This is a genomic window from Neoaquamicrobium microcysteis (genome assembly GCF_008180155.1).
Taxonomy (GTDB): Bacteria; Pseudomonadota; Alphaproteobacteria; order Rhizobiales; family Rhizobiaceae; genus Aerobium; species Aerobium microcysteis.
In genome coordinates this window covers 364,213-390,628 of sequence record NZ_VSZS01000067.1, presented here as the reverse complement: position 1 = coordinate 390,628, position 26,416 = coordinate 364,213, and the positions used below count along the sequence as shown (strand labels likewise).

At 65.3% G+C, this 26,416-nt stretch carries 23 protein-coding genes; 9 read left to right on the top strand and 14 right to left on the bottom strand.

From position 1 onward, the window contains the following. The 4 genes from FY036_RS20620 to puuE all read right to left on the bottom strand — a co-directional run bounded on the left by FY036_RS20620 (position 1) and on the right by puuE (position 4,833). A complete protein-coding gene (locus FY036_RS20620; protein WP_148916641.1) occupies positions 1 to 1,998 on the bottom strand; it encodes a CocE/NonD family hydrolase in 1,998 nt (665 codons plus the stop codon). A 68-nt stretch (positions 1,999 to 2,066) separates the two neighbouring features. Continuing rightward, the gene (locus FY036_RS20615) at positions 2,067 to 2,564 is read right to left on the bottom strand and encodes an ureidoglycolate lyase (RefSeq protein WP_148916640.1); all 498 of its coding nucleotides are present in this window, start codon (positions 2,562 to 2,564) and stop codon (positions 2,067 to 2,069) included. Next, positions 2,561 to 3,388, bottom strand: a complete 828-nt coding sequence (locus FY036_RS20610; protein WP_148916639.1) for a bifunctional allantoicase/(S)-ureidoglycine aminohydrolase — start codon at positions 3,386 to 3,388, stop codon at positions 2,561 to 2,563. Before FY036_RS20610 ends, FY036_RS20615 begins: the two co-directional genes overlap by 4 nt. Positions 3,389 to 3,399: 11 nt before the next feature. Next, complete coding sequence (gene puuE, locus FY036_RS20605; protein WP_148916638.1) at positions 3,400 to 4,833, bottom strand: allantoinase PuuE; 1,434 nt, start codon at positions 4,831 to 4,833, stop codon at positions 3,400 to 3,402. 171 nt (positions 4,834 to 5,004) lie between these two features. Here puuE and uraH point away from each other — a divergent pair, with 171 nt between their 5' ends. The 4 genes from uraH (at position 5,005) to xdhC (ending at position 10,376) form a co-directional block, all read left to right on the top strand. Further along, positions 5,005 to 5,370 (top strand): hydroxyisourate hydrolase, encoded by a 366-nt coding sequence (gene uraH, locus FY036_RS20600; RefSeq protein WP_148916637.1) that lies wholly within the window; start codon positions 5,005 to 5,007, stop codon positions 5,368 to 5,370. Continuing rightward, complete coding sequence (gene xdhA / locus FY036_RS20595) at positions 5,370 to 6,842, top strand: xanthine dehydrogenase small subunit (protein WP_148916636.1); 1,473 nt, start codon at positions 5,370 to 5,372, stop codon at positions 6,840 to 6,842. The genes uraH and xdhA overlap by 1 nt, the downstream gene beginning before the upstream one ends. 162 nt (positions 6,843 to 7,004) lie before the next feature. Continuing rightward, positions 7,005 to 9,359, top strand: a complete 2,355-nt coding sequence (gene xdhB, locus FY036_RS20590; RefSeq protein WP_148916635.1) for a xanthine dehydrogenase molybdopterin binding subunit — start codon at positions 7,005 to 7,007, stop codon at positions 9,357 to 9,359. A gap of 195 nt (positions 9,360 to 9,554) precedes the next feature. Then, positions 9,555 to 10,376: a xanthine dehydrogenase accessory protein XdhC gene (xdhC, locus tag FY036_RS20580; RefSeq protein WP_148916633.1), complete on the top strand. Its 822-nt coding sequence runs from the start codon at positions 9,555 to 9,557 to the stop codon at positions 10,374 to 10,376. A 163-nt stretch (positions 10,377 to 10,539) separates the two neighbouring features. Here xdhC and FY036_RS20575 read toward each other — a convergent pair whose 3' ends face one another. Then, positions 10,540 to 11,460 carry a LysR family transcriptional regulator gene (locus FY036_RS20575; RefSeq protein ID WP_148916632.1) on the bottom strand — a complete coding sequence of 307 codons (921 nt, stop codon included), beginning with the start codon at positions 11,458 to 11,460 and terminating at the stop codon, positions 10,540 to 10,542. A gap of 125 nt (positions 11,461 to 11,585) precedes the next feature. Between FY036_RS20575 and FY036_RS20570 the strand changes: the two genes are divergently transcribed. The 3 genes from FY036_RS20570 to FY036_RS20560 are packed head-to-tail and all read left to right on the top strand — an operon-like array spanning position 11,586 to position 15,404. Further along, positions 11,586 to 12,803, top strand: a complete 1,218-nt coding sequence (locus tag FY036_RS20570; protein ID WP_148916631.1) for a urate hydroxylase PuuD — start codon at positions 11,586 to 11,588, stop codon at positions 12,801 to 12,803. Then, positions 12,800 to 14,116, top strand: a complete 1,317-nt coding sequence (guaD, locus tag FY036_RS20565; RefSeq protein ID WP_148916630.1) for a guanine deaminase — start codon at positions 12,800 to 12,802, stop codon at positions 14,114 to 14,116. Before FY036_RS20570 ends, guaD begins: the two co-directional genes overlap by 4 nt. Positions 14,117 to 14,132: 16 nt before the next feature. After that, entirely contained in the window at positions 14,133 to 15,404 is a 1,272-nt protein-coding gene (locus FY036_RS20560; protein WP_148916629.1) for a glycerate kinase type-2 family protein, read from the top strand. A gap of 78 nt (positions 15,405 to 15,482) precedes the next feature. Here the strand turns inward: FY036_RS20560 and FY036_RS20555 are convergent, their stop codons facing one another. The 4 genes from FY036_RS20555 to FY036_RS20540 all read right to left on the bottom strand — a co-directional run bounded on the left by FY036_RS20555 (position 15,483) and on the right by FY036_RS20540 (position 21,488). Then, positions 15,483 to 16,949, bottom strand: coding sequence for a UdgX family uracil-DNA binding protein (locus FY036_RS20555; protein ID WP_148916628.1), 1,467 nt, complete (start codon positions 16,947 to 16,949; stop codon positions 15,483 to 15,485). Positions 16,950 to 17,064: 115 nt separating this feature from the next. Then, a complete protein-coding gene (locus tag FY036_RS20550) occupies positions 17,065 to 18,300 on the bottom strand; it encodes a putative DNA modification/repair radical SAM protein (protein WP_148916627.1) in 1,236 nt (411 codons plus the stop codon). A 426-nt stretch (positions 18,301 to 18,726) separates the two neighbouring features. Further along, positions 18,727 to 20,115: a glutamine synthetase family protein gene (locus tag FY036_RS20545; protein ID WP_148916626.1), complete on the bottom strand. Its 1,389-nt coding sequence runs from the start codon at positions 20,113 to 20,115 to the stop codon at positions 18,727 to 18,729. Next, complete coding sequence (locus FY036_RS20540) at positions 20,112 to 21,488, bottom strand: aspartate aminotransferase family protein (protein ID WP_148916625.1); 1,377 nt, start codon at positions 21,486 to 21,488, stop codon at positions 20,112 to 20,114. The genes FY036_RS20545 and FY036_RS20540 overlap by 4 nt, the downstream gene beginning before the upstream one ends. A gap of 101 nt (positions 21,489 to 21,589) precedes the next feature. On the opposite strand from FY036_RS20540, the gene FY036_RS20535 reads away from it, so the two are divergent. Continuing rightward, positions 21,590 to 22,039 carry a hypothetical protein gene (locus FY036_RS20535; RefSeq protein ID WP_148916624.1) on the top strand — a complete coding sequence of 150 codons (450 nt, stop codon included), beginning with the start codon at positions 21,590 to 21,592 and terminating at the stop codon, positions 22,037 to 22,039. Here FY036_RS20535 and FY036_RS20530 read toward each other — a convergent pair whose 3' ends face one another. The 5 genes from FY036_RS20530 to FY036_RS20510 all read right to left on the bottom strand — a co-directional run bounded on the left by FY036_RS20530 (position 22,040) and on the right by FY036_RS20510 (position 25,474). Further along, positions 22,040 to 23,014 carry a WD40 repeat domain-containing protein gene (locus FY036_RS20530; protein WP_148916721.1) on the bottom strand — a complete coding sequence of 325 codons (975 nt, stop codon included), beginning with the start codon at positions 23,012 to 23,014 and terminating at the stop codon, positions 22,040 to 22,042. After that, entirely contained in the window at positions 23,014 to 24,051 is a 1,038-nt protein-coding gene (locus FY036_RS20525; RefSeq protein ID WP_148916623.1) for a CobW family GTP-binding protein, read from the bottom strand. Before FY036_RS20525 ends, FY036_RS20530 begins: the two co-directional genes overlap by 1 nt. A gap of 72 nt (positions 24,052 to 24,123) precedes the next feature. Next, the gene (locus FY036_RS20520) at positions 24,124 to 24,417 is read right to left on the bottom strand and encodes a type II toxin-antitoxin system RelE/ParE family toxin (RefSeq protein WP_148916622.1); all 294 of its coding nucleotides are present in this window, start codon (positions 24,415 to 24,417) and stop codon (positions 24,124 to 24,126) included. Next, a complete protein-coding gene (locus FY036_RS20515) occupies positions 24,414 to 24,665 on the bottom strand; it encodes a CopG family ribbon-helix-helix protein (protein WP_148916621.1) in 252 nt (83 codons plus the stop codon). Before FY036_RS20515 ends, FY036_RS20520 begins: the two co-directional genes overlap by 4 nt. 47 nt (positions 24,666 to 24,712) lie before the next feature. Continuing rightward, entirely contained in the window at positions 24,713 to 25,474 is a 762-nt protein-coding gene (locus FY036_RS20510) for a creatininase family protein (RefSeq protein ID WP_148916620.1), read from the bottom strand. A 78-nt stretch (positions 25,475 to 25,552) separates the two neighbouring features. On the opposite strand from FY036_RS20510, the gene FY036_RS20505 reads away from it, so the two are divergent. Next, on the top strand, positions 25,553 to 26,032 hold the full coding sequence (locus tag FY036_RS20505; RefSeq protein ID WP_148916619.1) for a MarR family winged helix-turn-helix transcriptional regulator: 480 nt from the start codon (positions 25,553 to 25,555) through the stop codon (positions 26,030 to 26,032). Positions 26,033 to 26,416 lie beyond the last annotated feature (384 nt).

Here is a 26,416-nt window from a genome sequence, read left to right as displayed (position 1 = left end):
TCAAACGCCGTTTCGCGGCAGCGTCTCGTCGAAGTCGCGCTCAAACACCAGACGGTCGCCTTCGTAGGCCTCGATCCGTCCTTTCAGGTGAAAAGCGTCGGCGGTCGAGGTCATGCCGGCGAGGGTCTCGGTGCGCACCGACCAGCCGTCGTCGCGCGCATAGGTCTGGGTCCAGTGCGTTTCCCCGTGCGCCGACAGCGGATCGTCGGGCTGGATCGTCCAGCGTTCGCGCGCGATCTCGCCGTGGATCAGCCCGTGATCGAGATCGCGCACCTCGCCGAAATCGTCGCGGATGACGAGGCTCACCTCGCCGGTCGCTTGATCCCGTTCGAACGATCGGCTGTTGGCGCTCGGGCGCAGCGTCTCGGTACGCCATGGGGAGGCGCCCTCCGGTTCCTCGAAAGTCCATTGGGCCTCCGTGCCGGGTTGGCGCAAAGGCAGCGCCAGCTCGCCGCCGAGGATCGTCAGCGCTGCCGCTTCGGGCGATGGCCACACCAGCGGCCAGCAGGCGGACGAGATCGCGACACGCAGGCGGTGCCCGGCAGGCACGCGGTAGGCGATGTCGTCCAGCTTGAACGAGATGTCCATGATCTCGCCGGGCACGACCGGCTGCGGAAACTCGTTGCTTTCGCGGTGCGTCAGGTTGAACAAGCCGTAGGAGATGCGCGTCGAGGCGCCGTCGGGGCGAACGTCGCATAGACGCACCGCGACCATGGCCGACGGTTTGTCGGCAGACAGTTTCAGGCCGATGACGGGCGCGCCGACGATTTCGATATCGTCAGACACTTCCATGTCGAAACACAGCGACTTCGCGTCGTCGTCGCGCTGGTCGCCCGGCATCTCGGGGCCGAGCCAGATGGCGCAATATTCACCCGAGGCGAGACCGGTATCCTGCGGCGAGGCGACCGTCGCGGGTAATGCATCCTCTGATCTCAGGTCTCCACCGAGCGACAGGCTGCGGAGTGGAATGGAAGGAGAAGGCCATTCCCGCTCGGCGATCCAGCGGCCGGGGCGTTCCTCGTACCAGTCGCGGGGCGGCACAGAATCCATCACATAGAGCCGCATCGCCGGATCGTTCTCGACGCCAGTGTCGATCCCTTTCAGCCACCGGTCCCACCAGCGCAGCGCTTCCTGCAGGAAGCCGATCGACGGCTGCGGCACGGCGAAATGCGGGTATTTGTGTATCCACGGTCCGACGATGCCCTTGGCGGGCGCATTGGTGATGCCGGAAACGAGGCGCGAGACGGTGTTCTTGTAGGCGTCGCCCCAGCCGCCGACGGCCAGCGTCGCGGCCCTGATCTTCGAAAAATCCTCGCAGACCGAGCCGCGTTTCCAGTACGCGTCGCGCGTCTGGTGCGCGAGCCAGACGGCAGGCAGGAACGGCTCGTTCTCCAGTCGGTCCAGCCACATATCGCGCCATTTGTCGCCCACCAGTGCCGGGTCCGGCGGGCGCGAGGAATAGGACAGCATGGTCGCGCCCCAGCCCATGTTCTCGTTGAGAGGCAGGCCACCCTTGTAGTGGATGTCATCGGCGTAGCGGTCGTCGGTCGAACACAGCGTGATGATGGCCTTGAGCGCGGGCGGCTGCATGGCCGCGACCTGAAGCGAATTGAAGCCGCCCCACGAAATGCCCATCATGCCGACATTGCCGTTGCACCATGGCTGGCTTGCTGCCCAGGCGATGACGTCGCAGGCATCCTGCCATTCCTGCTGCGAATATTCGTCCTGCATCAGCCCTTCGGATTCGCCGTTGCCGCGCATGTCGACACGGATGCAGGCATAGCCGTGGCCGGCGAAATAGGGGTGCGTGAGGCTGTCGCGCGCTGTCGTGCCGTCACGCTTGCGATAGGGCAGGTGTTCGAGGATCGCCGGCACCGGGTTTGTCACCGCGTCCTGTGGCATCCACACACGCGCCGACAGGCGGCACCCATCCGGCATGACGATGCCGAGATCGGGAGTTTCGACGATTTGGCGGGGAAAGCTGGTGACGGTTTTCATGCGGGTATCACGCACGGAACGGCCTTGAAATTCAATGCTTCAGCGCGGCAGGAAAAAGTCCTTCCACGTCATTCAGGAAGGCGGATTTCCCACGGCTCGTCGAAATGGTGTTCCTCGAGGTTCGTGCCGTCGCCGCCGCGATCGACCACGAGAAAATCCTGCGGTGCGCCGATGGGGGTCAGCACGCCGTGCCACACATTGCGCGGGTAGCTGACGCCCTGTCCCGGCCGGGTGACGAAAGCCTGAGGTTCGGCCGGGCCTTCCGGCCCGTCATGGCAGACGACGACGAGAAAGGGAGCGGGCGACAAAGGCATGAAGGCCTGGCTGCCGAAGGGATGGCGCTCGACCATCGTCAGCTTCAGCGGGAATTCGTAGGGCGTTCCCTTGAACAGCGAAATCAGCACACGTGCGTTAGGCCCTTCCGCTTCCACCTTCGCCAGATCGTGATAGCGCTCGCACTTGCCGTTGTTGATCGGAAAATGCGTGTCGCAGTCCGTATCCAGCACGTCGCCGAATTCGGCGAAGGCGGCGCGGGTCAGCGGTTTGGCGGTGACGATGCGGTTCATCGGAAGGCCAGCTTGGCGTGGCGGTTGACGTCCTTGTAGAGCAGGTAGCGGAAAGCGCCCGGCCCGCCAGCATAGCAGGCCTGCGGGCAGAATGCGCGCAGCCACATATAGTCGCCGGCCTCGACCTCCACCCAGTCCTGATTGAGCTTGTAGACCGCCTTGCCTTCGAGCACGTAGAGCCCGTGCTCCATGACGTGCGTCTCCTCGAAGGGGATGAGCCCGCCCGGCTGGAAGGTGACGATGGTGACGTGCATGTCGTGGCGCAGGTCTGCCGGGTCCACGAAACGCGTCGTCGCCCAGCTGCCGTTGGTGTCCGGCATGGCGGCGGGGGCGATATCCTTTTCGTTGAGGAACAGCGGATCGGGCGCGTCGAGCCCCTCGACGAACTCGTAGGCTTTTCTGATCCAGTGGAAGCGGGCGGTATCGGTGCCTTCGTTGCGCAGCGTCCACCCGCTGGCCGGAGGCAGATAGGCATAGCCGCCGGGGGTGAGAGTGCGTTTCTGGCCATCGATGGTAACGACGATCTCGCCCTCTGCCACGAACAGGACCGCTTCGGCGTCGGCCTCCGGCTCAGGCTTTTCGCTGCCGCCGGCGGGCCCGACCTCCATGATGTATTGCGAGAACGTCTCGGCGAAGCCGGATAGCGGACGCGAGAGTATCCAGACGCGGGTATCATCCCAGAAGGGCAGGCAACTCGTGACGATGTCGCTCATCACGCCTTTGGGTATAACGGCATAGGCGTCGGTGAAGACCGCGCGGCCGGTGTGCAGCTGGGTTTGCGGGGGCAGGCCCCCATGCGGCGCGTAGTATGTGCGGCCGTCCATCGTCATTTCCTCTAGGCGGGCAGGATGTCCTTGAGACGCAGCATTGCGATCCGTTCCACCTGCTTGCAGGCGGTGGCGAATTCCGTCTCACGGTCGTTGTCGATACGGGTATGGAACGCTTCCAGAATGCTGGCTTTGGTGTTGTCCTTCACCGCGATGATGAAGGGAAAACCGAACTTGGACACGTAGGCCTCGTTCAGTTTGGTGAAGGCGGTGCGTTCGTCGTCGGTCAGCGCATCCAGCCCGGCCGATGCCTGCTCGGCGGTCGATTCCGCGGTCAGCCGCTTAGCCTGCGCCAGCTTTCCGGCAAGGTCCGGGTGGGCATTGAGAACACCCAGACGCTCCGTCGCGCTGGCCGTGCGGAAAATGCGCGCTAGCGCGTTGTGCAGGCCGCCGGCAGAGTCGTGCGCAGACCCCAGTTCCAGATCGAATGCGCGCTCGGCAATCCATGGCGAGTGCTCGAAGATGCCGCCGAACTTCGCGATGAAGTCCTCCCGGCTCATGCGGCTGGGACGCGATGCCGCCGAGGCGTAGGGGTGCGTCTCGCGCCAATGCCGCGCGATGTCGGCGCGCGTCGGGAGCCAGACCTTGTCATGGCCCTTCACGTAGTCGATGAATTTCTGCAGCGAGGCCGCGCGTCCGGGCCGGCCGATCAGGCGGCAGTGCAGGCCGATGCTCATCGTGCCCGCATGCCCGGCCTGTCCTTCGGCGTAGAGGGTGTCGAACGCGTCCTTCAGATAGGCGAAGAACTGGTCGCCGGAATTGAAGCCCTGCGGCGTGGCGAACCGCATGTCGTTTGCGTCGAGCGTATAGGGGATGACGAGTTGCGGCGGGATGGCGTTGCCGTGGCCGTCATGATCGAGCCAGTAAGGCAGGTCGTCGTCATAGGTGTCGGAAATCCAGTCGAAGCCGCCTTCGGCCGCAGCAAGCCTCACCGTGTAAACCGACGTGCGGCCGAGATACATGCCACGGGGGCGTTCGCCGGTCACTTCCGCGTGCAGCCGGATCGCTTCATTCAGGTCCGCACGCTCGGCCTCCTCGTCATGGTCGCGATAGTCGATCCAGCGCAGGCCGTGGCTGGCAATCTCCCAGCCGGCCTGCTGCATCGCGGCCACCTGATCGGGCGAGCGGGCCAGTGCCGTCGCCACGCCGTAGACGGTGACGGGGATCGCGGCCTGCGTGAACATGCGGTGCAGACGCCAGAAGCCGGCGCGCGCGCCATATTCGTAGATCGATTCCATGTTCCAGTGGCGCTTGCCGGGCCACGGGGCAGCACCCACGATCTCCGACAGGAATGCCTCGGAAGCGGCGTCGCCATGCAGGACGCAGTTCTCACCGCCTTCCTCGTAATTGACGACGAACTGCACCGCCACATGCGCGCCGCCCGGCCATTTCGGGTCCGGCGGGTTCTGCCCGTAACCGCGCATGTCTCTGGGATAACGCATTGCCTCTCCGCCTCGTCACACCACAAGGATAGTTTAAAACCGGCGGGACATTCCCCCCGGAAAGTTTGAAAGTGTTTTTGTCCTGCCCGGCCTCGGCCTATATGCCTGTATGGCATAGGCTGCCGAGGTTTGGATAAAGACAATGCCGGCCAACGGCAACAAGGAGGATCGATGGCGAAGGAAGCGGGCGGAAGGCTCACGACCCACGTTCTGGATACGGCGTCCGGCAGACCGGCGGCGGGACTGAAGATCGCGCTCTACCGCGTCGACGGCAACGCGCACCGCAAGGTCAAGGACGTCATCACCAACGCCGACGGGCGCTGCGACGCGCCGCTTCTTGAAGGTGATGCCTTCGAGACGGGGCAGTACGAGCTGGTGTTCTTCGCCGGAGACTATCTGCGCGCCTCGGGGGCGACGCTGCCTGAGCCGCTTTTCCTCGACCAGATACCCATCCGGTTCGGCATGGCCGAGAACACGCATTACCACGTGCCGCTGCTGATCTCGCCCTTCGGCTACTCGACCTACAGGGGAAGCTGATGATCGAGGCTCGCCGCGGACTCCGCTTCCTGCTGAACGACGAAGAGATCGCGCTGGCCGATGCCGCGCCGGACGAGACGCTGCTGGACTGGCTGCGCCTGCGCCGGTCGCTGCGCGGCACCAAGGAAGGCTGCGCGGAGGGTGACTGCGGGGCGTGCACGGTGCTGGTCGGGCGGCTTTGCGGCGGGCAGCTCGTCTATGAGGGCGTCAATGCCTGCATCCGCTTCCTGGGATCGCTCGACGGCTGCCATGTCGTCACGGTCGAACATCTGAAGGGCCGCGACGGCACGCTACATCCGGTTCAGCAGGCCATGGTGGATTTCCACGGGTCGCAATGCGGTTTCTGCACGCCGGGCTTCGTCATGTCGCTCTACGGCCTGTGGATGCGGTCGCCCGATCCTTCCGACGAAGAGATCGAGAAGGCTCTGCAGGGCAATCTGTGCCGCTGCACCGGCTATGAGGCGATCATCCGCGCTGCGCGCGCGGTGTCGTCCTACGGGCAGGGCGGCACCGACGCGCTTGCGCTGGAGCGAGATGCCGTTGCCTCCCGCCTGAAAGCGATGCGCGATGGCCGGCGCGTCGAGATCGGCGAGGGCCGCCAGCGGCTCGTCGTGCCCGCCTCGGTCGACGATCTGGCGGCGGTGCTGGAAGCCGAGCCTGCCGCGACCATCGTTGCCGGGTCCACCGATGTCGGCCTCTGGGTGACCAAGTTCATGCGCGAGATATCGCCGGCGGTGTTCATCGGCGGGCTCCAGGAATTGCAGGCGATCTCCGAGGCGAACGGCTTCGTCACCATCGGTGCGGGCGTCAGCTATAGCCAGGCGCGCAGCTTCCTGGCGCAGCGTATCCCCGCGCTGGGAACGCTCATCGACCGGATCGGCGGCGATCAGGTGCGCAACATGGGTACGATCGGCGGCAACATCGCAAACGGCTCGCCCATCGGCGACATGCCGCCGCCGCTGATCGCGCTCGGCGCGACTGTGACACTGCGCCGGGGCGGCGAGCGGCGCAGCGTGCCGCTGGAGGATTTCTTCATCGCCTACGGCAAGCAAGACCGGCGTCCCGGTGAATTCGTCGAAGCGCTTCACGTGCCGCTGCCGAAGGACGGTGCGCATTTCTCCGTCTACAAGGTCACCAAGCGCCGCGACGAGGACATCACGGCCGCGCTCGGCGCCTTCCATCTCGGCATCGAGGGCGGAACGGTCAGTTCGGCGCGCATCGCCTATGGCGGCATGGCCGCGACGCCCAAGCGGGCGCGGGCCGTGGAGGCCGCATTGACGGGCCAGCCGTGGAGCCAGGAGACGGTGGAGGCGGCGCTGGCCGCGTATGACGAGGACTACCAGCCGATCAGTGACATGCGCGCCTCGGCAGAGTATCGCATGCTGGCGGCGAAGAACCTGCTGCGGCGGTTCTTCATCGAGACGACGGGCACGAAGAAGCCCTTCACCGTGAAGCGGTACGAGGAGGCGTGAGATGAGGTCTTATCTCCAAAGTTCTTTTGTTGCCGGACCCCCACCCCTTACCCCTCCCCTCAAGGGGGAGGGGGATTTTGAGGCGCCCGCGACCCCCTCCCCCTTGAGGGGAGGGGTAAGGGGTGGGGGTGAAGGTATCTGCCTTCCAGGAGTGGACGCAGGATGACCGCGCATCAGTCTAATCTCACGTCGAGCAGAATCTCCGGTGGCGTTGCAACCGACCGCCGGCACGATTCCGCGCACAAGCATGTCACCGGCGAGGCGGTCTACATCGACGACATGCCGGAACCGGCCGGAACGCTTCATGCCTGCCTTGGCCTTTCGACGGCCGCGCACGCAACCATCCGCTCGATGGATTTGTCGGCGGTGCGTTCGGCCCCCGGCGTCATCGACGTGCTGACGGGTGAGGACGTGCCGGGCGAGAACGACATCTCGCCGACCGGAAAGCACGACGAGCCGGTGCTGGCGGTCGGCAAGGTGCAGTTCTTCGGCCAGCCGATCTTCGCCGTCATCGCGAAGACGCGCGAGCAGGCGCGGCGGGCCTGCCGGCTTGCGAAGGTGGAATACGACGAATTGCCGGCCGTGTTCGACATCGCCGGTCTCGACCCGCTCAGCGACAGGCTGGTGACGCCCGGGCTGACCCTCAAGCGTGGCGAGGCGGCGGCCGCCATAGCGGGCGCGCCGCGCAGCCTCAAGGGCCGGATGGCCATCGGCGGGCAGGACCATTTCTACCTCGAAGGCCATATCGCGCTCGCCGTGCCGGGCGAGGACCACGACGTCACCGTCTATTCCTCGACCCAGCACCCCAGCGAGGTGCAGCACATGGTGGCCCACGCGCTGGGTGTGCCGTCGCATGCCGTGACGGTCGAGATCAGGCGCATGGGCGGCGGCTTCGGCGGAAAGGAGACGCAGTCGAACCAGTTCGCCGCCATCGCCGCCATCGCCGCAAAGAGGCTAGGCAGGGCGGTGAAGATCAGGCCTGACCGCGACGACGACATGACCGCCACCGGCAAGCGTCATGATTTCGTGGTGGATTACGAAGTGGGGTTCGATGACGAGGGCAACATCCTCGGCGTCGATTTCGTCTATGCGGCGCGCTGCGGCTTTTCCTCCGACCTTTCCGGCCCGGTCACCGACAGGGCGCTGTTTCACTGCGACAACGCCTATTTCTGGCCGGCGGTGAAGGCGGTGTCCGCACCGCTCTACACCAACACCGTTTCCAACACCGCGTTTCGCGGCTTCGGCGGGCCGCAGGGCATGGTCGGCGCGGAGCGCGTGATCGAGGAAGTGGCCTTCGCGGTGGGCAAGGACCCGCTGGAAATCCGCAAGCTTAACTTCTACGACGCGGCGGGCGAGAGTTCCGGGCGCGGAGTGACGCCCTATCACCAGCCGGTGGAAGACAACGTCGTCCATCGCATCGTCGCCGAGCTGGAGCAGTCCTGCGACTATGCCGGCAGGCGGCGTGAGATTGCCGCGTTCAACGCCAATTCTCCCATCGTCAAGCGCGGCATCGCGCTGACCCCGGTGAAGTTCGGCATATCGTTCACGGCCACGCACTACAACCAGGCCGGCGCGCTGGTGCATGCCTACACCGACGGCTCGGTTCATCTGAACCATGGCGGCACCGAGATGGGGCAGGGCCTCTACATCAAGGTCGCGCAGGTGGTGGCCGAAGAGTTCCAGATCGACATCGAACAGGTGAAGATCACCGCGACGACGACGGGCAAGGTGCCCAACACGTCCGCCACGGCTGCGTCGTCGGGCTCCGACCTCAACGGCATGGCGGCCCAGAACGCCGCGCGCCAGATAAGGGACAGGCTGACGGCCTTTGCAGCGGAAAAATACGAGGTCCCCGTCGAGCAGGTCGTGTTCCTGCCCAACCGGGTGCGCGTCGGCAACCAGGAAATCCCCTTCGCCGACCTCGTCAAGCAGGCCTACATGGCCCGCATCCAGCTCTCGGCGGCCGGTTTCTACAAGACGCCGAAAATCCACTGGGATCGCGACAAGGGCAGGGGCCATCCGTTCTACTACTTCGCCTATGGCGCGGCGTGCTCGGAGGTGTCGATCGACACGCTGACGGGAGAATATGTGGTGGAGCGCACCGATATCCTGCACGAGACCGGGCGGTCGCTGAACCGCGCCATCGATCTCGGGCAGGTCGAGGGCGCGTTCATCCAGGGCATGGGTTGGCTGACGACGGAGGAGCTGGTCTGGGACGACAAGGGGAGGCTGCGAACCCACGCGCCCTCCACCTACAAGATCCCGCTGGCATCCGACCGTCCGAAAATCTTCAACGTCGCGCTGGCCGACTGGTCGGAGGCTTTCGAGCCGACCGTGCATCGCTCCAAGGCGGTGGGCGAGCCGCCCTTCATGCTGGGCATGGCCGTGCTGCACGCGCTGTCCGATGCGGTCGCCAGCGTGGCCGAGCATCGGGTGTGTCCACGGCTCGACGCCCCCGCCACGCCCGAGCGCGTGCTGATGGCGGTAGAGCGGGTTCGCAAGGTTGCGAGTGGCTAGCCGGATGCGAATGCGCCCGGTCACCCCCCTCAGGCCTGCCGGCCATTTCCCCCTCAAGGGGCGAGATCATGCACGTCACCGCTTCGGCCAATCCTTTGATCGCTTTTGCAGAGCGATGACGAGATCAATCTCTCCCCTGGAGGGGGAGATGGCCGGCAGGCCAGAGGCGGGTCTCGGAGGCAAGAGGTTCGACGCGTGACGACATCGCTACCTCGCCTGCACGCCTTTCTCGACGCCTCGCCGGGCCTTGCGCTGGTCGAGGTCCGCTCCGCCGCCGGATCCACCCCGCGCGAGGCCGGCGCGTGGATGCTGGTCTCGCCCGAAGCGATCTTCGGCACCATCGGCGGCGGGCAGCTCGAGTTCATGGCGATAGACCGCGCCCGCGAGATGATCGAGACGGGCGCGGCGACGGGCCTGCTGGACGTGCCGCTGGGCCCCGAGATCGGCCAGTGCTGCGGCGGCCGCGTCACGATCGATCTCGCGCTGGTGGACGATCAGCTACGCCATGCGATCCCGCAGCGCGTCGCGGCGGAAGAGAAGTTGCAGCCGCATGTGCTTCTGTTTGGTGGCGGGCATGTCGGCCATGCGCTCGCCTCCGCGCTCAGCCTACTGCCGCTCAACGTGTCCGTGGTGGAAACGCGGGCCGAAGCGCTGGAAGGCATGCCCGAAACCGTCACAACCCGGCTGACCGCCGTGCCCGAAGAGGCGGTGCGCGAAGCGCCTTCAGGCTCGGTCTTCCTCGTGCTGACGCACGACCACGCGCTCGACTTTCTAATCGTCGCCGAGGCGCTGAGGCGCGACGATGCGGCCTATGTCGGCATGATCGGGTCGAAGACCAAGAAGGCGACATTTCGCAGCTGGTATCTCAGGGAAGCCAGCGGGACGGACGCGCTTTTCGCCCGCCTGATCTGCCCGATCGGAGGTGCCGACGTGAAAGACAAGCGGCCGGCGGTGATCGCTGCGCTGGCCGCAGCGGAAATCATCCGCGCGGTGGCTGCAAGAAAAGACGTAGACTGAAGACACTTGCTTGACACAATGCTGGAACCGTTTGCCACCTCCGAATGTTTCTATGCGGAGTAAGCAAACGGAGAGAACCCATGCACAGCATCGTCTATATCGTCGGACTGGTCGTGATCGTCGTCGCTATCCTGTCGTTCCTCGGCCTCGGCTAAGGGACGGGTCAGCGGCCTGCAAGCATGTCGCGGATCATCCGCTGGCAGCGCTCGGCCATGAAGTCGAGCAGCAGGCGCACCTTGGGGTCCTGGAACTTGCGGTGCGGGTACACGGCCGCCAGTTGCACTGGCATCGGCGGTGTATCGGGCAGGATGATCTGAAGTCGTCCGTCGCGGATGAACGGCTCGATGTCGAAACGCGGCTTGTTGATGATGCCGCGCCCCGCCAGCGCCCACCCCGTAATCACATCGCCATCATCGGAATCGAACGGCCCGTGGACCTCGAATTTCTGCGGGCCTTCCGGCGTCTTCAGCGTCCAGACATATTCCTTCGTGCCGGGAAAGCGCAGAAGCAGGCAGTCATGCTTGCGGCTGACCAGTTCCTGCGGCGTCGTCGGCTCGCCGCGCGCCTTGAGGTAGGACGGTGAAGCGACCAGCACGCGCTCGCAATCCATCACGCCGCGCATGCGCAGGCTTGAATCCTCGATCAAACCAAGCCGGAAGGCGATGTCGATGCCTTCCTTCATGATATCGACATTGTGGTCCGACAGGCGCAGCCGCACCTCGATGTCGGGATATCTGTCGTGAAATTCGGGAATGCCCGATGCGATCAGCCGTCGCCCTAGACCTAGCGGCGCGGTGATGCGGATCGTGCCGCGCGGTTGGCCTGAAAGCGCGCTCACGGCCGCCTCCGCCTCCGCTACCGAGTCCAATACCTTCTTTGCGCCCTCATAAAACACGCGGCCGTGCTCTGTCGGCATCAATTGCCGCGTCGTGCGGTTGAACAACCGCACGCCAAGATGCTTTTCAAGCTCCTTGATGCGGTTAGACGCGACCGCCGGCGAGATGCGCATGTCGCGCCCGGCTGCCGAAAGATTGCCGAGTTCCACCACCCGCACGAACACCGCGACATTGTCCAGATAGGCCATTGCTTGCTCACCATTTGCTAGCGCAGCATTATTTTCCATATTTTTTTGAAAGTCATCGCGCATCTATCCCCTTTCCGTTTGAACGTGAGTCCGTAAAGTCGGAACCGACAATGCGAGGGGAAGGCATGTACGATTTCGCGATCTTCTGGGAGTGGCTGAGCTTCGGCGTGCGCTGGCTGCACGTCATCACGGCCATCGCGTGGATCGGCTCATCCTTCTATTTCATAGCACTCGATCTCGGACTCGTGCGGCGCGAGGGCATGCCGGAAGGCGCGCATGGCGAGGAATGGCAGGTCCACGGCGGCGGCTTCTACCACATCCAGAAATATCTGGTTGCGCCGGCCCGGATGCCCGAGCACCTCACCTGGTTCAAATGGGAATCCTACGCGACGTGGCTGTCGGGCTTCGCGCTACTGGCCATCGTGTATTACGCAGGTGCCGACCTCTACCTCATCGACCGCAACGTGCTGGACGTATCGGCCCCCGTCGCAATCCTCATTTCGGTCGGTTCGCTGGCCTTTGGCTGGCTGATCTACGATCAGCTTTGCAAGTCGCGCCTTTCGGACAACGACACGGTGCTGATGCTGGTGCTGTTTCCCATCCTCGTCGCGATGGCGTGGGGCTATACGCAGCTTTTCACCGGGCGCGCGGCGTTCCTGCATCTGGGCGCGTTTACCGCCACGATCATGTCGGCCAACGTCTTCCTCATCATCATCCCGAACCAGAAGATCGTCGTTGCGGACCTGATCGCGGGCCGCAAGCCGGACCCCAAATACGGCAAGATCGCCAAGACCCGGTCGCTGCACAACAACTACCTGACGCTGCCCGTCATTTTCCTGATGCTGTCGAACCACTATCCGCTGGCATTCGCGACGGAGTTCAACTGGGTCATCGCAGCGCTCATCTTCATCATCGGCGTGCTGATCCGGCACTATTTCAACACGGTCCACGCGCGCAAGGGCAACCCGCACTGGACGTGGGCTGCGGCCACGGTGCTCTTCATCCTCATCATGTGGCTTTCCACCGTGCCGAAGGTGCTGACCGGTGAGGAGCGCGTCTCTGCAACGGGCGAGGCCTTCATGGCATCGACGCACTTCCCTGCCGTGCGCGATACGGTGATGGGCCGCTGCGCCATGTGCCATTCGGCCGAGCCCGGCTGGGAGGGCATCACGTTCACGCCCAAGGGGGTGAAGCTGGAGACGGAGGTGCAGATCGCCGAGCACGCCCGCGAGATTTACCTGCAGGCCGGCCGCAGCCACGCCATGCCGCCCGGCAACGTATCCCACATGACGGCCCAGGAACGCGCGCTGCTGGTGACGTGGTTCGAGGAGACCCGGCGGTGAGCGCCACCCTCCTGCGCGGGCGGGTTCTGTCCTTCCTGCGCAAGCCCGAGACGATCGACGACAATGCTTCCTACCACTACGAGGAAGATGGCGGCATTCTCATCCGCGACGGCAGGATCGAGGCGGTGGGCGACTTCACGAGCGTGAAGGCGCAGGCGGGCGAGGGGGTCGAGACGGTCGATCACCGGCCGCATCTGCTGATGCCCGGCTTCATCGACGCGCATGTGCATTTTCCGCAGATGCAGGTGATCGCCAGCTACGGGGCGGAACTGCTCGACTGGCTGAACACCTACACCTTTCCGGAAGAAACCAAGTTCGCCGACACCCAGCACGGGCGGCGGATAGCCCGGCTTTTCCTCGACGAGACAGTTCGCCACGGTACGACGACGGTCGCCGCCTACTGCTCGGTACACAGGGAGAGCGCTGATGCCTTCTTCGCCGAGGCGCTGTCTCGCGACATGCTGGTGATCGCCGGCAAGGTGATGATGGACCGCAACGCGCCGGAAGCGCTGCGCGACACGCCGCAATCGGGCTACGACGATACGAAGGCGCTGATCGGGGAATGGCACGGCAAGGGGCGGCTTCACTATGCGATCACGCCGCGCTTCGCGATCACGTCCTCGCCGGAGCAGATGGAGATGGCCGGGGTGCTGGCGCGGGAGCATCCCGACCTGCACATCCAGACGCACCTGTCGGAAAACCACGCAGAGATCGCCTTCACGCAGGAACTCTATCCGTGGTCGAAGGACTACACCGACATCTACGCTCATTACGGGCTTCTGGGGGAAAAGACCCTGCTCGGGCACTGCATCCACCTCTCGGAGCGCGAAGCGGACGCGCTTTCGGATGCGGGCTCGGTGGCGGTTTTCTGTCCCACCTCAAACCTGTTTCTCGGCTCGGGCCTGTTCGACTGGCAGCGTTATTCAAGAAGGCCGAAACCCTTGAAAATTGCGGCTGCGAGCGATGTTGGAGGCGGTACGAACTACTCAATGCTGCGCACCATGGACGAGGGCTACAAGGTCATCGCCCTGCAGGGCGAGAAGCTCAATCCGCTGGCATCCTTCTGGCAGATCACGCTCGGTAATGCCGCCGCGCTTTCCATCGCGGACAGGGTGGGCACGCTGGAAATGGGCACGGATGCCGACATCGTCGTGCTTGATGCAGCGGCCACGCCGGCCATGGCGCTGCGCATGGAAACCGTGCGGTCCCTTGCCGAGGAACTGTTTCTGCTGCAAACGCTGGGGGACGACCGCGCGGTGCGCGAGGTCTATCTGGCGGGGGCGCCTGCCAAGAGCGGGTTGGGCCGTAACTGAGACGGAAGTGGTTGTAATGAAAGCGGAAATCGAGCCGCATTCCTTCTTCAAATCGCTCTTTTCCGCGGCCGTTTCGGCGGCCGATCCGGAGCATGTCATCCGCGATTTCCTGCCGGAAAAGCCAAAGGGAAGGACCGTCGTTATCGGCGCGGGCAAGGGCTCGGCGCAGATGGCGGCAGCGTTCGAGAAGGCATGGGACGGACCGCTGGAAGGGCTGGTGGTGACCCGCTACGGGTATGGCGCGCGATGCGAAAAGATCGAAATCATCGAGGCAGCGCACCCCTTTCCGGACGAGGCGGGGCTGGTGGCTTCGCGCCGAATTTTCCAGATGGTTCAAGGACTTGGCGAAGACGATCTGGTCGTCGCGCTGATCTCCGGCGGCGGGTCGGCGCTGCTTCCGTCGCCGCCGGAGGGCATGACGCTCGCCGACGAGATCGCGGTGAACGAGGCGCTGCTGGCGTCCGGCGCGCCGATTTCTGCAATGAATACAGTGCGCAAGCACCTTTCGACGATCAAGGGTGGCCGTCTGGCGATGGCGGCGCACCCGGCGAAAGTGGTCTCACTGATCGTCTCCGACATACCCGGAGACAACCCGGCCTTCGTCGCGTCGGGACCGACCGTGCCCGATGCTGCTTCGAGGCAGGATGCGCTGGGTATTGTGGAGAATTACCGGCTGAATCTGCCGGAATCGGCCATGAAACACCTTGAAAGTGCCGCTGCCGACGCGCCTTCACCCCATGATGCCCTTTTTGTCAAAAACAGTAACCTCGTCATAGCATCCGCCGCGCGCTCGCTGGAGGCGGCGGCCGACGAGGCAAGAAGGCATGGATTGCAAGCCGTTATCCTCTCCGACGCCATCGAGGGCGAGGCGCGTGAGGTGGCGGGCGTCCATGCCGCCATCGCACGCGAGATCGCGACGCGCGGAAGGCCATTTGCAAAGCCTGTCGTGCTCCTTTCGGGCGGCGAGACGACGGTGACGATCCGCGAGAAGGGCGGAAAGGGCGGACGCAATTCCGAGTTCCTGCTGGCTTTCGCGCTGGCCATCGACGGGGTGGCCGGCATCCACGCATTCGCCGCCGACACGGACGGGATCGACGGTTCGCAGGACAATGCCGGGGCATTTGCGGACTTCACGACGGCCAGACGAATGCGCGAGGCGGGGCTCGACCCGAAGGCGGTGCTTGCGCGAAACGACGCCTGGACAGCGTTCAATGCGATCGGCGACCTGTTCGTGCCGGGTCCGACGGGAACCAACGTCAACGATCTGCGGGCGATCCTGATCGTCTGAGCGGGCGGTGTTGCCGGATGCCCCGACCGGTCACGGATGTATCCTCGGCTTGATCCGAGGATACATGCGGGATTTCCGTCAGCCTATCAGTTCCTTCACCTTATGCATGTCGGCGAGGAAACGGGTGCGTTCGGCGTCCGCCTCGGCGGGCTCGCGGATGCGCAGGATGAAGGAGGGATGGATGGTGAGAAAGACACGCAGGCCATCATCACGCGTGACCGTTTCGCCGCGCATCTTCGTGATCGGGACGGGAGCGCCGAGCAGCGACTGGGCGGCGGTGGCACCCATGGCGACCACCAGGTCGGGCTTGATGAAGCCCAGCTCATGATCCAGCCACCAGCGGCAGGCTTTCACCTCGCCGGCGTTCGGCTTCTGGTGGATGCGGCGCTTGCCGCGCGGCTCGAACTTGAAATGCTTGACCGCGTTGGTGACGTAGAGCTTCTGCCTTTCGATGCCCGCTTCTGAAATCACCTGATCGAAAACCCTGCCAGCCGGTCCCACGAAGGGCTTGCCGGCGATGTCCTCCTGATCGCCGGGCTGCTCGCCGACGAAGACGATGCGGGCGTCGTGCGGCCCTTCGCCGAACACGGTCTGGGTCGCATCCTGCCAGAGCGGGCAGCGCCGGCATCCCTCGGCCTGTCGGCGCAGGTCGGCCAGCGACTTCGCATCGGCCGGCGGCTCTTCGGCGGGCGCGCTCCACAGGCGCTCCTGAATCTTCGCGTGATGGGGAGCCGGCATGGTCGGCATCCTTTCCAGCATGTCGCGGGCCGCACCTTCCGCGCCCTTGATCAAACCGGGAATGAGCGAGGCCTCCGGCAGGTTCCGCCAGTATTTCTTCGGCATCTCGGCCTGCATCGCCTTCACCTTCAGGCGCGCGGGGTTGAAGATGTTGGCGAAGTAGGTCTTCCAGAGTGCGTCGGAGGCGTCTTCCTTGGGCGCATCGGCCTTTGTGGCGCCGGGCCCGAAGGTGAGTTCCTCGCCGTCCCAGTCGGCCGAGCCGTGCGGGGTCAGGATCGTCCAGCGCATGCCGGCGAACCGCCGCACGAAGAAGGGCGCGTTGCGCTCGACGATGAAGTGGTCCGGCTCGAACCACGCGACGAAGCGCTCGTCGCCGCCATCGCCCACGCGCACGAAGCGCACGAAAGCGCGCATCTTGTGAATGTCGCGGCGTACCGATTTTTCCAGATCGCGCAGGGCGATCACATCCGGGTCGGATGCGATCTTCAGGAGATGCGGGGTCTCGCGCATGCGCAAAAGCAGGCGATAGAGCAGGGCGAAGCGGCCGGGATCGGAATGGCAGATGACGGCCTGCGCCTTGTCGACGAACGCGCGCGAGACGTTCAGGGCCGCGCCGGGCGGGATCGCGGGCAGGGGCGTTTCGGACGCGAAAAGATCGCCGCCTTCGCCGGTCTGCCAGGAAACGTCTTCGGGCCTGACATCGTTCAGCGCCAGCGCACGGGCGGTATTGCGCCAGCCTTCGAAATCGATCTGCGAGGCGAGGCGGACGGAGAAGTGGCGCGATCTGCTGTTATGGGCTGGCATCATATCGTGTCACGCCGGCGGAAGGTTTGGCTCTGGATCGACCCCCCTCTGTCCTGCCGGACATCTCCCCCTTGAGGGGAGGGGTAAGGGGTGGGGGTGAGGGCAGGGACCATGATCGTCAGAACAGGCTGAGCTGCCGTGCCGGAGGGGCGAGCCGGGCGCGGAGGTTTTCCTCGTCGGTCAGCGCGCGGGGCGACCAGCCGTCGGCGACGATGAAGGGGCGGACCTTGGCGATGGAGGCGCAGAGCCGGCCGAGGTCTTCGATGCGCAGCCGTTGGTGACGGCGCACGGCAAGCATGCGGTCGACCACCTTCGCGCCGAGACCCGGCACGCGCAGCAGCATCTCGCGCGGCGCGCGGTTGACGTCGAGCGGGAAAAGGTGCCGGTTGGACAGCGCCCACGCCAGCTTGGGATCGATTTCCAGATCGAGCATGCCATCGGGCCGGCCCGCCGTGATCTCGCGGCGCTCGAAGCCGTAGAAGCGCATCAGCCAGTCTGCCTGATAGAGCCGGTGCTCGCGCATCAGCGGCGGCTTCACCAGCGGCAGGACGGCGGAGGAATCCGGTATCGGGCTGAACGCGGAATAATAGACGCGGCGCAGCCGGTAGCCGGAATAGAGCCGCGCGGAGGTGGAGAGAATATCCGCATCGGTCGTCGCATCCGCGCCGACGATCATCTGGGTCGACTGGCCGCCGGGCGCGAAGCGGACGCGCTTCTTCGTGCGCAGGGTGGGCTCGGCCTTTTCCTCGATCTTGCTGCGCAGCCGCGCCATGGAGACGCGGATGGTCTCGGGCTTCTTCTGCGGGGCGAGCTGCTTGACGCCGGCATCGGTCGGCAGCTCGACATTGATGGAGAGGCGGTCGGCGTAGAGGCCGGCCTGCTCGATCAGCTCGTCGCTCGCCTCGGGGATCGTCTTCAGATGGATGTAGCCCTGATAGGCATGGTCGATGCGCAGGCGACGCGCGATCTCCACCATCTCGGCCATCGTCTCGTCGGGCGAGCGGATGACGCCGGACGACAGGAACAGGCCCTCGATGTAGTTGCGCTTGTAGAAATCCAGCGTGAGGTTGACGACCTCGTCTATGGTGAACCGCGCGCGGCGCACATTGGACGACGAGCGGTTCACGCAGTAGACGCAGTCGTAGATGCAGAAGTTGGTGAGCAGGATCTTCAGCAGCGAGATGCAGCGGCCGTCGGGCGCGTAGGAGTGGCAGATGCCGCTGCCTTCGGTGGAGCCGATACCCTTGCTCTTGAGCGAGTTGCGCCCCGCCGCGCCGGACGACGCGCAGGAGGCGTCGTACTTGGCCGCATCGGCGAGGATGGCGAGTTTTTCGCGAGTCGAGAGACTGGACATTCGTTCATGGTATGTTCCGGCAAGGGTGGTGTCTATTCACTTTGATGTAGAGGGGCGGGTGCGTCGTTTGACAGGCTCAGGATGAGGGAGGTCGGGGTGTCGAAAGCGGGCGTTCGTTGTCATAGGCAGACGTTCGTGGAGGAAAAGACGCCCTCCAACTATGGCAAACACCCCCTCCACCGCCTTCGTTGGTCCCCCTCCCCCGTAAACGGAGGAGGATCCGCGTCGCGGCCGTCCGCAACCTGGGTTCCTCCCCTGCGAAGCGGGGGGCCGGAGGACGGGCGAGACAAGCGGCTCGCCCTAAAGGACCGCCGAAGGCGGTGGAGGGGGTGTTTCGGAAAAGATTGAAACGGTCTGTGCCGCGCGCTCGGCGCTCACACCTCCGAATAGGGTGAGGTTGGGTGCCTCGAAAGGTCCGCCCGGCGCTCACACCTCGTGCAAATAGAGGTGGTAGTCGAGCTCGCTGACGGTGCGGGCGACGCGCAGGTATTCGGCGCGCTTTACCGCCGTGAAGGTGCGGTGCATGTCCTGGCCGAGCGCCGTTGCGAGGAAGGCCGAGGTTTCCGCCGCCTTGATTGCGGAGAGCCAGTCGGCCGGCATGGAGCCTGCGGCGGCAGCCGTTTCCTCGTAGCCGTTGCCGGTGGTTTCGGGGCCGGCATCGAGCTTTTCGTCCATGCCCTTCGCGATGCCGGCAAGTACGGTGGCGGCGACGAGATAGGGGTTGGCGTCGACCCCTGACGGGCGGTGCTCGATGCGGCGCGCCTTGACGCTGCCGGCGGGCACGCGCAGCGCGACAGAGCGGTTATTGACGCCCCATGTGGGCGCGACGGGGGCGTAGGACTGCGCCACAAAGCGGCGCCAGGAATTGGCGTGCGGCGCGAAGACCAGCATGGATTCGGCCATGGTGTGCGACAGGCCGCCGAGCGCGTGGAGCAGCGCCGGTTTCCATGTGCCCTCGGTTTCTTCGGCAAAGACGTTGCGGCCCGCCTCGTCCAGCATCGACACGTGCAGGTGCATGCCCGAGCCGGCGTAGCGCTCGATGGGCTTGGCCATGAAGCAGGCGGTGACGCCGTGGCGGCGGGCCTGCATGCGCACCAGCCGCTTGAGCATGGTGAGGTCGTCGGCCGCGCGCATGATGTCGGCGCGGTAGTTCAGCGTCAGCTCGTACTGGCCGGGCGCGTATTCCGAGATGACCGTTTCGGCGGGGATGCCCTGTTCGGCGGCGGCTTTGTAGATGTCGGAGAACAGCGGCTCCATGCCGTGGAGGTGATCGACGGAATAGACCTCGGTCTTGCCGCTGGCGCGGCCGTCGAGCACCGCGCGGGCAGGCTGGACGCGGCCATCGGCATCGCGCTCGCGGTCGAGCAGGAAGAACTCCAGCTCGAACGCGCCCGCCGGATGCAGGCCGCGCGCGGCGAAGGCGTCCACCTGTCGTCGGAGCGCGTGGCGGGGATCGCTGGTCATGGGTGTGCTGTCGAGGAGGTACATCGACATCAGCACCTGCCCGCGCGGCGGGTTGGTGCCGTGGAGAGGCACGAGCGTGCCGGGGATGGGCCATGCGCGCAGGTCGCCGTCGCCCTGATCCCAGATGAGGCCGGTTTCGTGAACGTCCTCGCCGACGATGTCGAGGCCGAGGATGGAGATGGGCAGATGGCGTCCGTTCTCGTAGAGCGCGGCGAGTTCGTGGCGGCGGATGATCTTGCCGCGCCCGACGCCGTTTGCGTCGGTGAGCACGATGTCGAACGCCTCGATTTCCGGGTGGACCGCGAGGAAGGCTTCAGCTTCGGACGGCGTGGAGCCGGAGGGGGAGGTCATCGGACAAGCTCCGAGGCGATGTCGGTGAAGGCGTCGATCAGGCGATCGACCTGCGGCTTCTTCGTCGCCGGCGAGATCAGCATCATGTTGTGGAATGGCGCGATGAGGCAGCCGCGATTGATGAGGCCGACATGGATGGCGGCTTCCAGCGCCGGCATGTGGGCAGCTTCGGCCTGGGCGCCGTTTCTCAGCGGGCCGGGGGCGCAGATGAACTCGACCCGTGCGCCGACGCGGGCGACGTGCCACGGCAGGACATTGCGCGCGATTGCGGCGGCGAGGCCCAGCTCGAGCCGGTGGGCAAGCCTTTCCATGCGGGCGTAGGCTTCGTCGGTCATCACCTCTTCCAGCGTGGCGCGCATGGCGGCGAACTGGAGCGGATTGGCCGACAGGGTGGTGCCCATGCCGGAATAGCCCGGCTGCTTCACCTGCTGGTAGGCGGCCCAGCGCGTGGCGACATCCTCGCTCATGCCCCATACGCTGGCCGGCACGCCACCGGCGACGGGCTTGCCCAGGACGAACAGGTCGGGCTGGAGATCGTGGGCGCTCGTGTAGCCGCCGGGGCCGGTGGAAATGGTGTGGGTCTCGTCGATGAGCAGCAGCGTGCCGTGGCGCGTCGTGACTTCGCGCAGGGCTTCGTGGAAGCCGGGCTCGGGCAGAACCATGCAGGAGTTGGTCAGCACCGGCTCGGTGATGACGCAGGCAACGTCGCCATGCGCAAGGGCCTTCTCCAAGGCCGCGATGTCGTTGAACTCCACGACGCGGGTGCCCTGGGTGAGGTCGCGGAACTCGCCGGCGAGGCCGGGGCGGTTGACCGGCCTGCCGTCCAGAAGGCGCACCATCGTCTCGTCCACCGCGCCGTGATAGCAGCCGTTGAAGACGAGGATGTTGGGTCGTTCGGTAACGGCGCGGGCGACGCGCAGCGCGAAGCGGTTGGCGTCGGTGGCCGTGGTGGCGACCTGCCAGTAGGGCAGGCCGAAACGCGCGCGCAGGAGCGTGCCGACCGCCAGTGCGTCGTCGTTTGGCAGCATGTAGGTGAGGCCGCGACGGGCCTGCCGGCGGATGGCCCTGGCCACGGGGGCAGGGGAATGGCCGAACATGGAGCCCGTGTCGCCGAGGCAGAAATCGGCCAGCTCGTGGCCGTCGATGTCGGTCAGCGTCGCGCCATGCGCGCGCTCCACGACGAAGGGGAAGGGCATCGGCCAGTCGCGCATCCAGTGCATCGGGACGCCGTCGAGGTAGCCGGCGGCGCCGTTGGCCATGGCCTCGGCCGAACGCGGGCGGGCGTGCGCGTAGGCTGCGGCCTCGCGGGCGCGAAAGGCTGCCAGACGTTCGGCCGCTACGCCGCCGATGCTTTTGGTTTTCGTCTTCGCCACGCGGTTCCCCCGTTCTCCGTGAAACTCCTAGCGTTGCCGCAAAGGAGCCGCAACTGCGCGCCATCAACAAGGTTGACGCCGTTCGAGCAGAGGAGGTGGGTATGCGGATCGTTGCGGGGCTTGCGATGCTTCTGGTTTCGGCCGGGAGCGCGACGGCGACGGGCGGGATTTCCTGCGCGGTCGATGATGACGAGGTGGTGATGGCACTCGAGGGCGGGGTGTCGCGCGGCATGGGCAGCGCGCTGTTCAGCTTCACCGGTAGGATCGAGCTGCGCTCTAGTGACGTGGCCGAGGATTTGCGCGTTACCGAATTTTCGCGCGAGCACGTGGCGCAATACTGGCTCGACGGCGACACGCTGAAGCTGCGGCTCTATCGCGAGCGCGAGGGCGATCCGCACGGCTATGTCGAGGCCATCGTGGAGACCACGATGGACGACGACGGCAACGACCAGGGCGAATACATCGTCGCCGTCTACGACATGAAAGATGCCGTCGACGGCGAGGTGGAGCCGGTGCAGTTCATGGGCCCGGTTGCCTGTTCGGTGGAGTAATCAGCCGGCTACGTCGATGACGCCGCAGTCGCCGGTCTCGGTGCCGAAGGCGATGCGACGGCCTTCGGCGTCCCACGCCATGCTGGTGACGGCGCCCTTGCCGGCGCGGCGCAGCAGGACTTCCTTCTGGTCGGCGATGCGGCCCGCCAGCACCATGCCGTCGGCATAACCGATGGCGACGATGTCGTCGGTGGTGTGGCAGGCGACAGCGGTGACCATCGCGTCGCCGCGTGTACCGAGCTCGACAGGGGCCTTGCCGATGGGGCCGTCCTTGGTGAGGAACGGCCAGCAGATCGCGGCCGGCGCGCCGGAACTTGCCAGCCAGCGGCCCTTGGCGCTCCACGACATAGACTTCACCTTGGCGGGGTAGCCGGCCATGCGCATGTGCTTGCCGTCGGCCAGCTTCCAGCCGTGAAGCGCGTTTTCCTGCATGGCGGTGACGAGGAAATTGCCGTCGGGCGAAAAGGTGGCGGCCGTATGGGCGCCGGCCCATTCCAGCTCGACCGGCTTGCCGGCCGCGGCGGGAAAATGCAGCGTCGCGCCATTGTAGCGGGCGACCGCGATGCGCAACCCCTTGGGCGCGAAGGCGATGCCCTCGACACTGCGGGGATGGGCGATCTCCTTGAGGCTGCCATCGGGCAGTTTCACCCACGCTGTCCTGCCGCTGGCAAAGGCAACCGCGCCGCGCGGCCCGGCGGCCACGGCGTTCATCCACTTGCGACCGACCTTGGCCACTTCGGCGACCGTTCCGTCGGCGGAAACGAGGCAGACGCGGCCATCCTCGCCGCCGGTCACGAGCTGTCTGCCGTCCTCCGTGGGAACGGCAGCGAGCAGGCCGTCATGGGCTTCCACCGATTTGTGGCCGTTGTCGAGGCGATGCACCGAGCCGTCGGCCAGCGCGAAATGCGGAACGCCGCCGAGCCATGCTGCGGCGACGCAATGACCTTCGAGGTCGAGGGGAGCGACTGTGGGCATCACGCCTGGCACGCCTCGAAGGTGCGCTTCAGGCGTTCGGCGTCGAGTTCGCGGCCGATGAAGACGAGGCGGCTTTCGTGCTTTTCGTCGTCCTTCCAAGGGCGCTGGTGGTCGCCCTCGAGGATCATGTGCACGCCCTGCACGACATAGCGCTCCGGGTCGTCCTTGAGCGCGATGATGCCCTTGAGGCGCAGGATGTTGGGGCCGTCCATCTGGGTGGTCTTTTCGAGCCACGGGAAGAACTTCTTCGGGTCCATCTCGCCGCCGCGCAGCGAGATCGAGGTGACGCCGACATCGTGGATGGGCGAGACGCCGTGGTGGTGATGGTGGCCATGCCCGTGATCGTGGTCGCAGTCCGGACCGCACTCGTGGTCATGGTCGTGATCGTCGGCATCGAGGAAATGCGGGTCGTTGTCGAGCGCGCGCTTTAGGTCGAAGGCGCCGCGATCCAGCACCTCCGTCAGTGCCACGCCGGAACGCTGCGTCTTGTGGATCTTCGCGGCCGGGTTGATGGCGCGCACGGCGGCCTCGACGTCGCGCAGTTCGTCCTCGGTGACGAGGTCGGTCTTGTTGAGCACGACCACGTCGGCAAAGGCGATCTGGTCCTCGGCCTCCTTCGAGTCCTTCAGGCGCAGCGGCAGGTGCTTGGCGTCCACCAGCGCCACAACGGCGTCGAGCTTCGTCTTGGAACGCACGTCATCGTCCATGAAGAAGGTCTGCGCGACGGGGGCAGGGTCGGCGAGGCCGGTGGTCTCGACGAGGATGGCGTCGAAACGGCCGGGGCGACGCATCAGGCCTTCCACGGTGCGGATCAGGTCTCCACGCACCGTGCAGCAGATGCAGCCATTGTTCATCTCGTAGATTTCCTCGTCGGACTCCACGATCAGGTCGTTGTCGATGCCGATCTCGCCGAACTCGTTGACGATGACGGCGTAACGCTTGCCGTGGTCCTCGGTGAGGATGCGGTTCAAAAGCGTCGTCTTGCCGGAGCCGAGATAGCCGGTGAGGACGGTCACCGGGATTTGTGCCTGCGCCATGGGAGCCTCTCGCACGTCATTCTGGATTGTCGTGGCGTCCATATAGGATGTTACGGTCGCGATTGCACGTGGTCAGCCCGGCCACTTTTCGCTGGGCCAGTCACGATGCGCGTGGATAACCCGCAACACCGTGATGGTGGTGTCGGCATTGGAATAGGCGACGATATAGGGCGTCCCAGCCACCGACTTTTCGTATGTTCCGCCGACGCGACCCGGCCGCCCGGTGGGATGCCTGCCAAGCGCCCGGATTGCCACGTCGATGCGTTCGGCGACCAACCGGGCGGCATGAGGATCCTGACCGGCTATGTACGCGATTGCCTGCTCGAAATCCGCCAACGCGGATTCCGACCAGACCAGCTTCTTCATCCTTTGGAGGCCTTTTCGATGGCCTGGCCTATCCGCAGCATGGCGTCGTCGTGCGAGATGACGCGCCCCGCCCGCTCATCCTCCAGCCCTTCTTCAATACCTTCGACTATGGCCAACTCGCGCTCGGCATAGTCGGCGATCGCCCGGCCCGCCAGAAACGAAAGGCTTCGGTTGGTGTGTTCCGCCAGACGCTCGAGCTTGCTTTTGGTCTCGTTCGGCAGCCGTACGGTCATGGTCGTGGAGGACATGCGGCTTTCCCGATATCTGTGTTCGGATGTACACAAGATAACACAACTCACTTCAGGCGCGAAAGATCGAAGCGGGCGACGTCTTCCAAGAGCTCGACGAAGCCTCTTGCCGCATGGTCGAGGATCGCTTCGCCGGCTTCCCGCGTGGCGGCGGCGGCGTTGCCGGTGACGCCGTGGGGTGACAGGTCGCTCATCTTCCAGCCGAAGGCGTGGGGGCCGTAGGCGCGCAGATGGGTGAAGTCGCGCTCGAAATCTTCCTGTGCCGAGGCGAAATCCTGCGCGCGCGCAATGTCGACCAGATCGGGGCGCAGGGCCAGCATCACCGAGGTTTCGATGAAGCCGCCATGGATGCCGAGTGCCTTTTCGCGCGGAGACACAATGCCGGCGGGGTACCCGAAGCGCGTCCAGCTCGTCGCGACCGCCAGCATGCCCAGCCGCACGCGCAGTTCGGTCGCCACGACGGTTGTCAGGGGTGAGTTGCCGCCATGGGCGTTGAGCATCACGAAGCGCCGCGTGCCCTGCCGGAAGCACGCTTCGCCGATGCCGATCCAGCGGTTCACGGCCTCGTCGAAGGCGAGCGTGCGCGTGCCTTCGACATCCATGTGCTCGATGGAATAGCCGACGGGCTCGGCGGGCAGGAACGTCACGTCGAGCGCTGCCGGCATCATACCTTGCGCGCGCGCCGCCACCCCCTGCGCGATGATCGTATCGGTCTCGAAAGGCAGGTGAGGGCCGTGCTGCTCCGTCGCGCCAAGCGGCAGCACCGCGATGGCCCGCGACGAAGGTTGAATTGTTTCGTTGGCTGTCATCTATCTGTTATGTGGCTCTGCCATGGCTTCGTCGCGTTCCAGTCAGGGTAGCAATGCAACAGCGAGGGAATTTCGTCCATGGCCAAGGCTGACAAGACGGCGGCGATGACGCAACTGCATTCGGCGGCGCGCCTGTCGCGCACGGCGCTGGCGGCAAGGCTGCTTTCGCACGGGTTCTATGCCGGACAGGACCAGGTGATGATCGCGCTGGACCGCGAGAACGGGCAGACGCCGGGACAGCTGGCGATCCGGCTGGGCGTGCGCCCGCCCACAGTGACCAAGACGATCAACCGCCTCCAGACACAGGGCTATGTCGACAAGCGCGCGTCTGAATCGGATGCGCGGCAGGCCAATGTGTTCCTCACCGACGAAGGGCGCAACGCCATCCGCGCCATCGAGAAGGCGGTGCGCAAGACGGAGAAGCAGGCGCTGAAGGGGCTCGACAAGAAAGAGCAGAAGACGCTGACCAAGCTGCTCGGCCGCATCGAGGCCAACCTGTCGAACGGCGCGACGATGCCCGACGAGGCCGAAGACGCGGAGGTGGACGGGGAAGAATAGGCCAGCGTTTCAGGTTGTCGCTGAAACGCCCCCTCCAACCGCCAATTCGCGGTTTCGCTTTTTTTCATGGCAAGGCAGTCGCGCGCAATTACCCCCACCCCTACCCCTCCCCTCAAGGGGGAGGGGAACATCGGAGACCGGACCTCTCAAACAAGTGCGGTCGTGTCGATTGCCGACGAACCAGAACCCCCTCCCCCTTGAGGGAAGGGGTAAGGGGTGGGGGGAGACCGAGGTCCATGTTCAGCGAGACAGTTCCTGTACGAAGCAATCGGTACCGCAGCGCGGGCACAAGTCCTGTCGATCAGCTTGCGTCACATAAGCCGCCGAAATGCAGTTTTTCCTTGCGCCGGGCGGCTGGTTGGCCGAAGTAACCCAAATCCGTCC

Coding starts and splice junctions, on each gene's coding strand:
- FY036_RS20555 (WP_148916628.1), bottom strand. CDS start 16,949: ATGATGCCAGCCCATAACAGCAGATCGCGCCACTTCTCCGTCCGCCTC.
- FY036_RS20545 (WP_148916626.1), bottom strand. CDS start 20,115: ATGACCTCCCCCTCCGGCTCCACGCCGTCCGAAGCTGAAGCCTTCCTC.
- FY036_RS20610 (WP_148916639.1), bottom strand. CDS start 3,388: ATGGACGGCCGCACATACTACGCGCCGCATGGGGGCCTGCCCCCGCAA.
- FY036_RS20505 (WP_148916619.1), top strand. CDS start 25,553: ATGGCCAAGGCTGACAAGACGGCGGCGATGACGCAACTGCATTCGGCG.
- FY036_RS20615 (WP_148916640.1), bottom strand. CDS start 2,564: ATGAACCGCATCGTCACCGCCAAACCGCTGACCCGCGCCGCCTTCGCC.
- FY036_RS20530 (WP_148916721.1), bottom strand. CDS start 23,014: ATGCCCACAGTCGCTCCCCTCGACCTCGAAGGTCATTGCGTCGCCGCA.
- FY036_RS20515 (WP_148916621.1), bottom strand. CDS start 24,665: ATGTCCTCCACGACCATGACCGTACGGCTGCCGAACGAGACCAAAAGC.
- xdhA (WP_148916636.1), top strand. CDS start 5,370: ATGATCGAGGCTCGCCGCGGACTCCGCTTCCTGCTGAACGACGAAGAG.
- FY036_RS20510 (WP_148916620.1), bottom strand. CDS start 25,474: ATGACAGCCAACGAAACAATTCAACCTTCGTCGCGGGCCATCGCGGTG.
- puuE (WP_148916638.1), bottom strand. CDS start 4,833: ATGCGTTATCCCAGAGACATGCGCGGTTACGGGCAGAACCCGCCGGAC.
- FY036_RS20550 (WP_148916627.1), bottom strand. CDS start 18,300: ATGTCCAGTCTCTCGACTCGCGAAAAACTCGCCATCCTCGCCGATGCG.
- FY036_RS20525 (WP_148916623.1), bottom strand. CDS start 24,051: ATGGCGCAGGCACAAATCCCGGTGACCGTCCTCACCGGCTATCTCGGC.
- FY036_RS20620 (WP_148916641.1), bottom strand. CDS start 1,998: ATGAAAACCGTCACCAGCTTTCCCCGCCAAATCGTCGAAACTCCCGAT.
- FY036_RS20575 (WP_148916632.1), bottom strand. CDS start 11,460: ATGGCCTATCTGGACAATGTCGCGGTGTTCGTGCGGGTGGTGGAACTC.
- xdhB (WP_148916635.1), top strand. CDS start 7,005: ATGACCGCGCATCAGTCTAATCTCACGTCGAGCAGAATCTCCGGTGGC.
- FY036_RS20570 (WP_148916631.1), top strand. CDS start 11,586: ATGTACGATTTCGCGATCTTCTGGGAGTGGCTGAGCTTCGGCGTGCGC.
- FY036_RS20560 (WP_148916629.1), top strand. CDS start 14,133: ATGAAAGCGGAAATCGAGCCGCATTCCTTCTTCAAATCGCTCTTTTCC.
- uraH (WP_148916637.1), top strand. CDS start 5,005: ATGGCGAAGGAAGCGGGCGGAAGGCTCACGACCCACGTTCTGGATACG.
- FY036_RS20520 (WP_148916622.1), bottom strand. CDS start 24,417: ATGAAGAAGCTGGTCTGGTCGGAATCCGCGTTGGCGGATTTCGAGCAG.
- FY036_RS20535 (WP_148916624.1), top strand. CDS start 21,590: ATGCGGATCGTTGCGGGGCTTGCGATGCTTCTGGTTTCGGCCGGGAGC.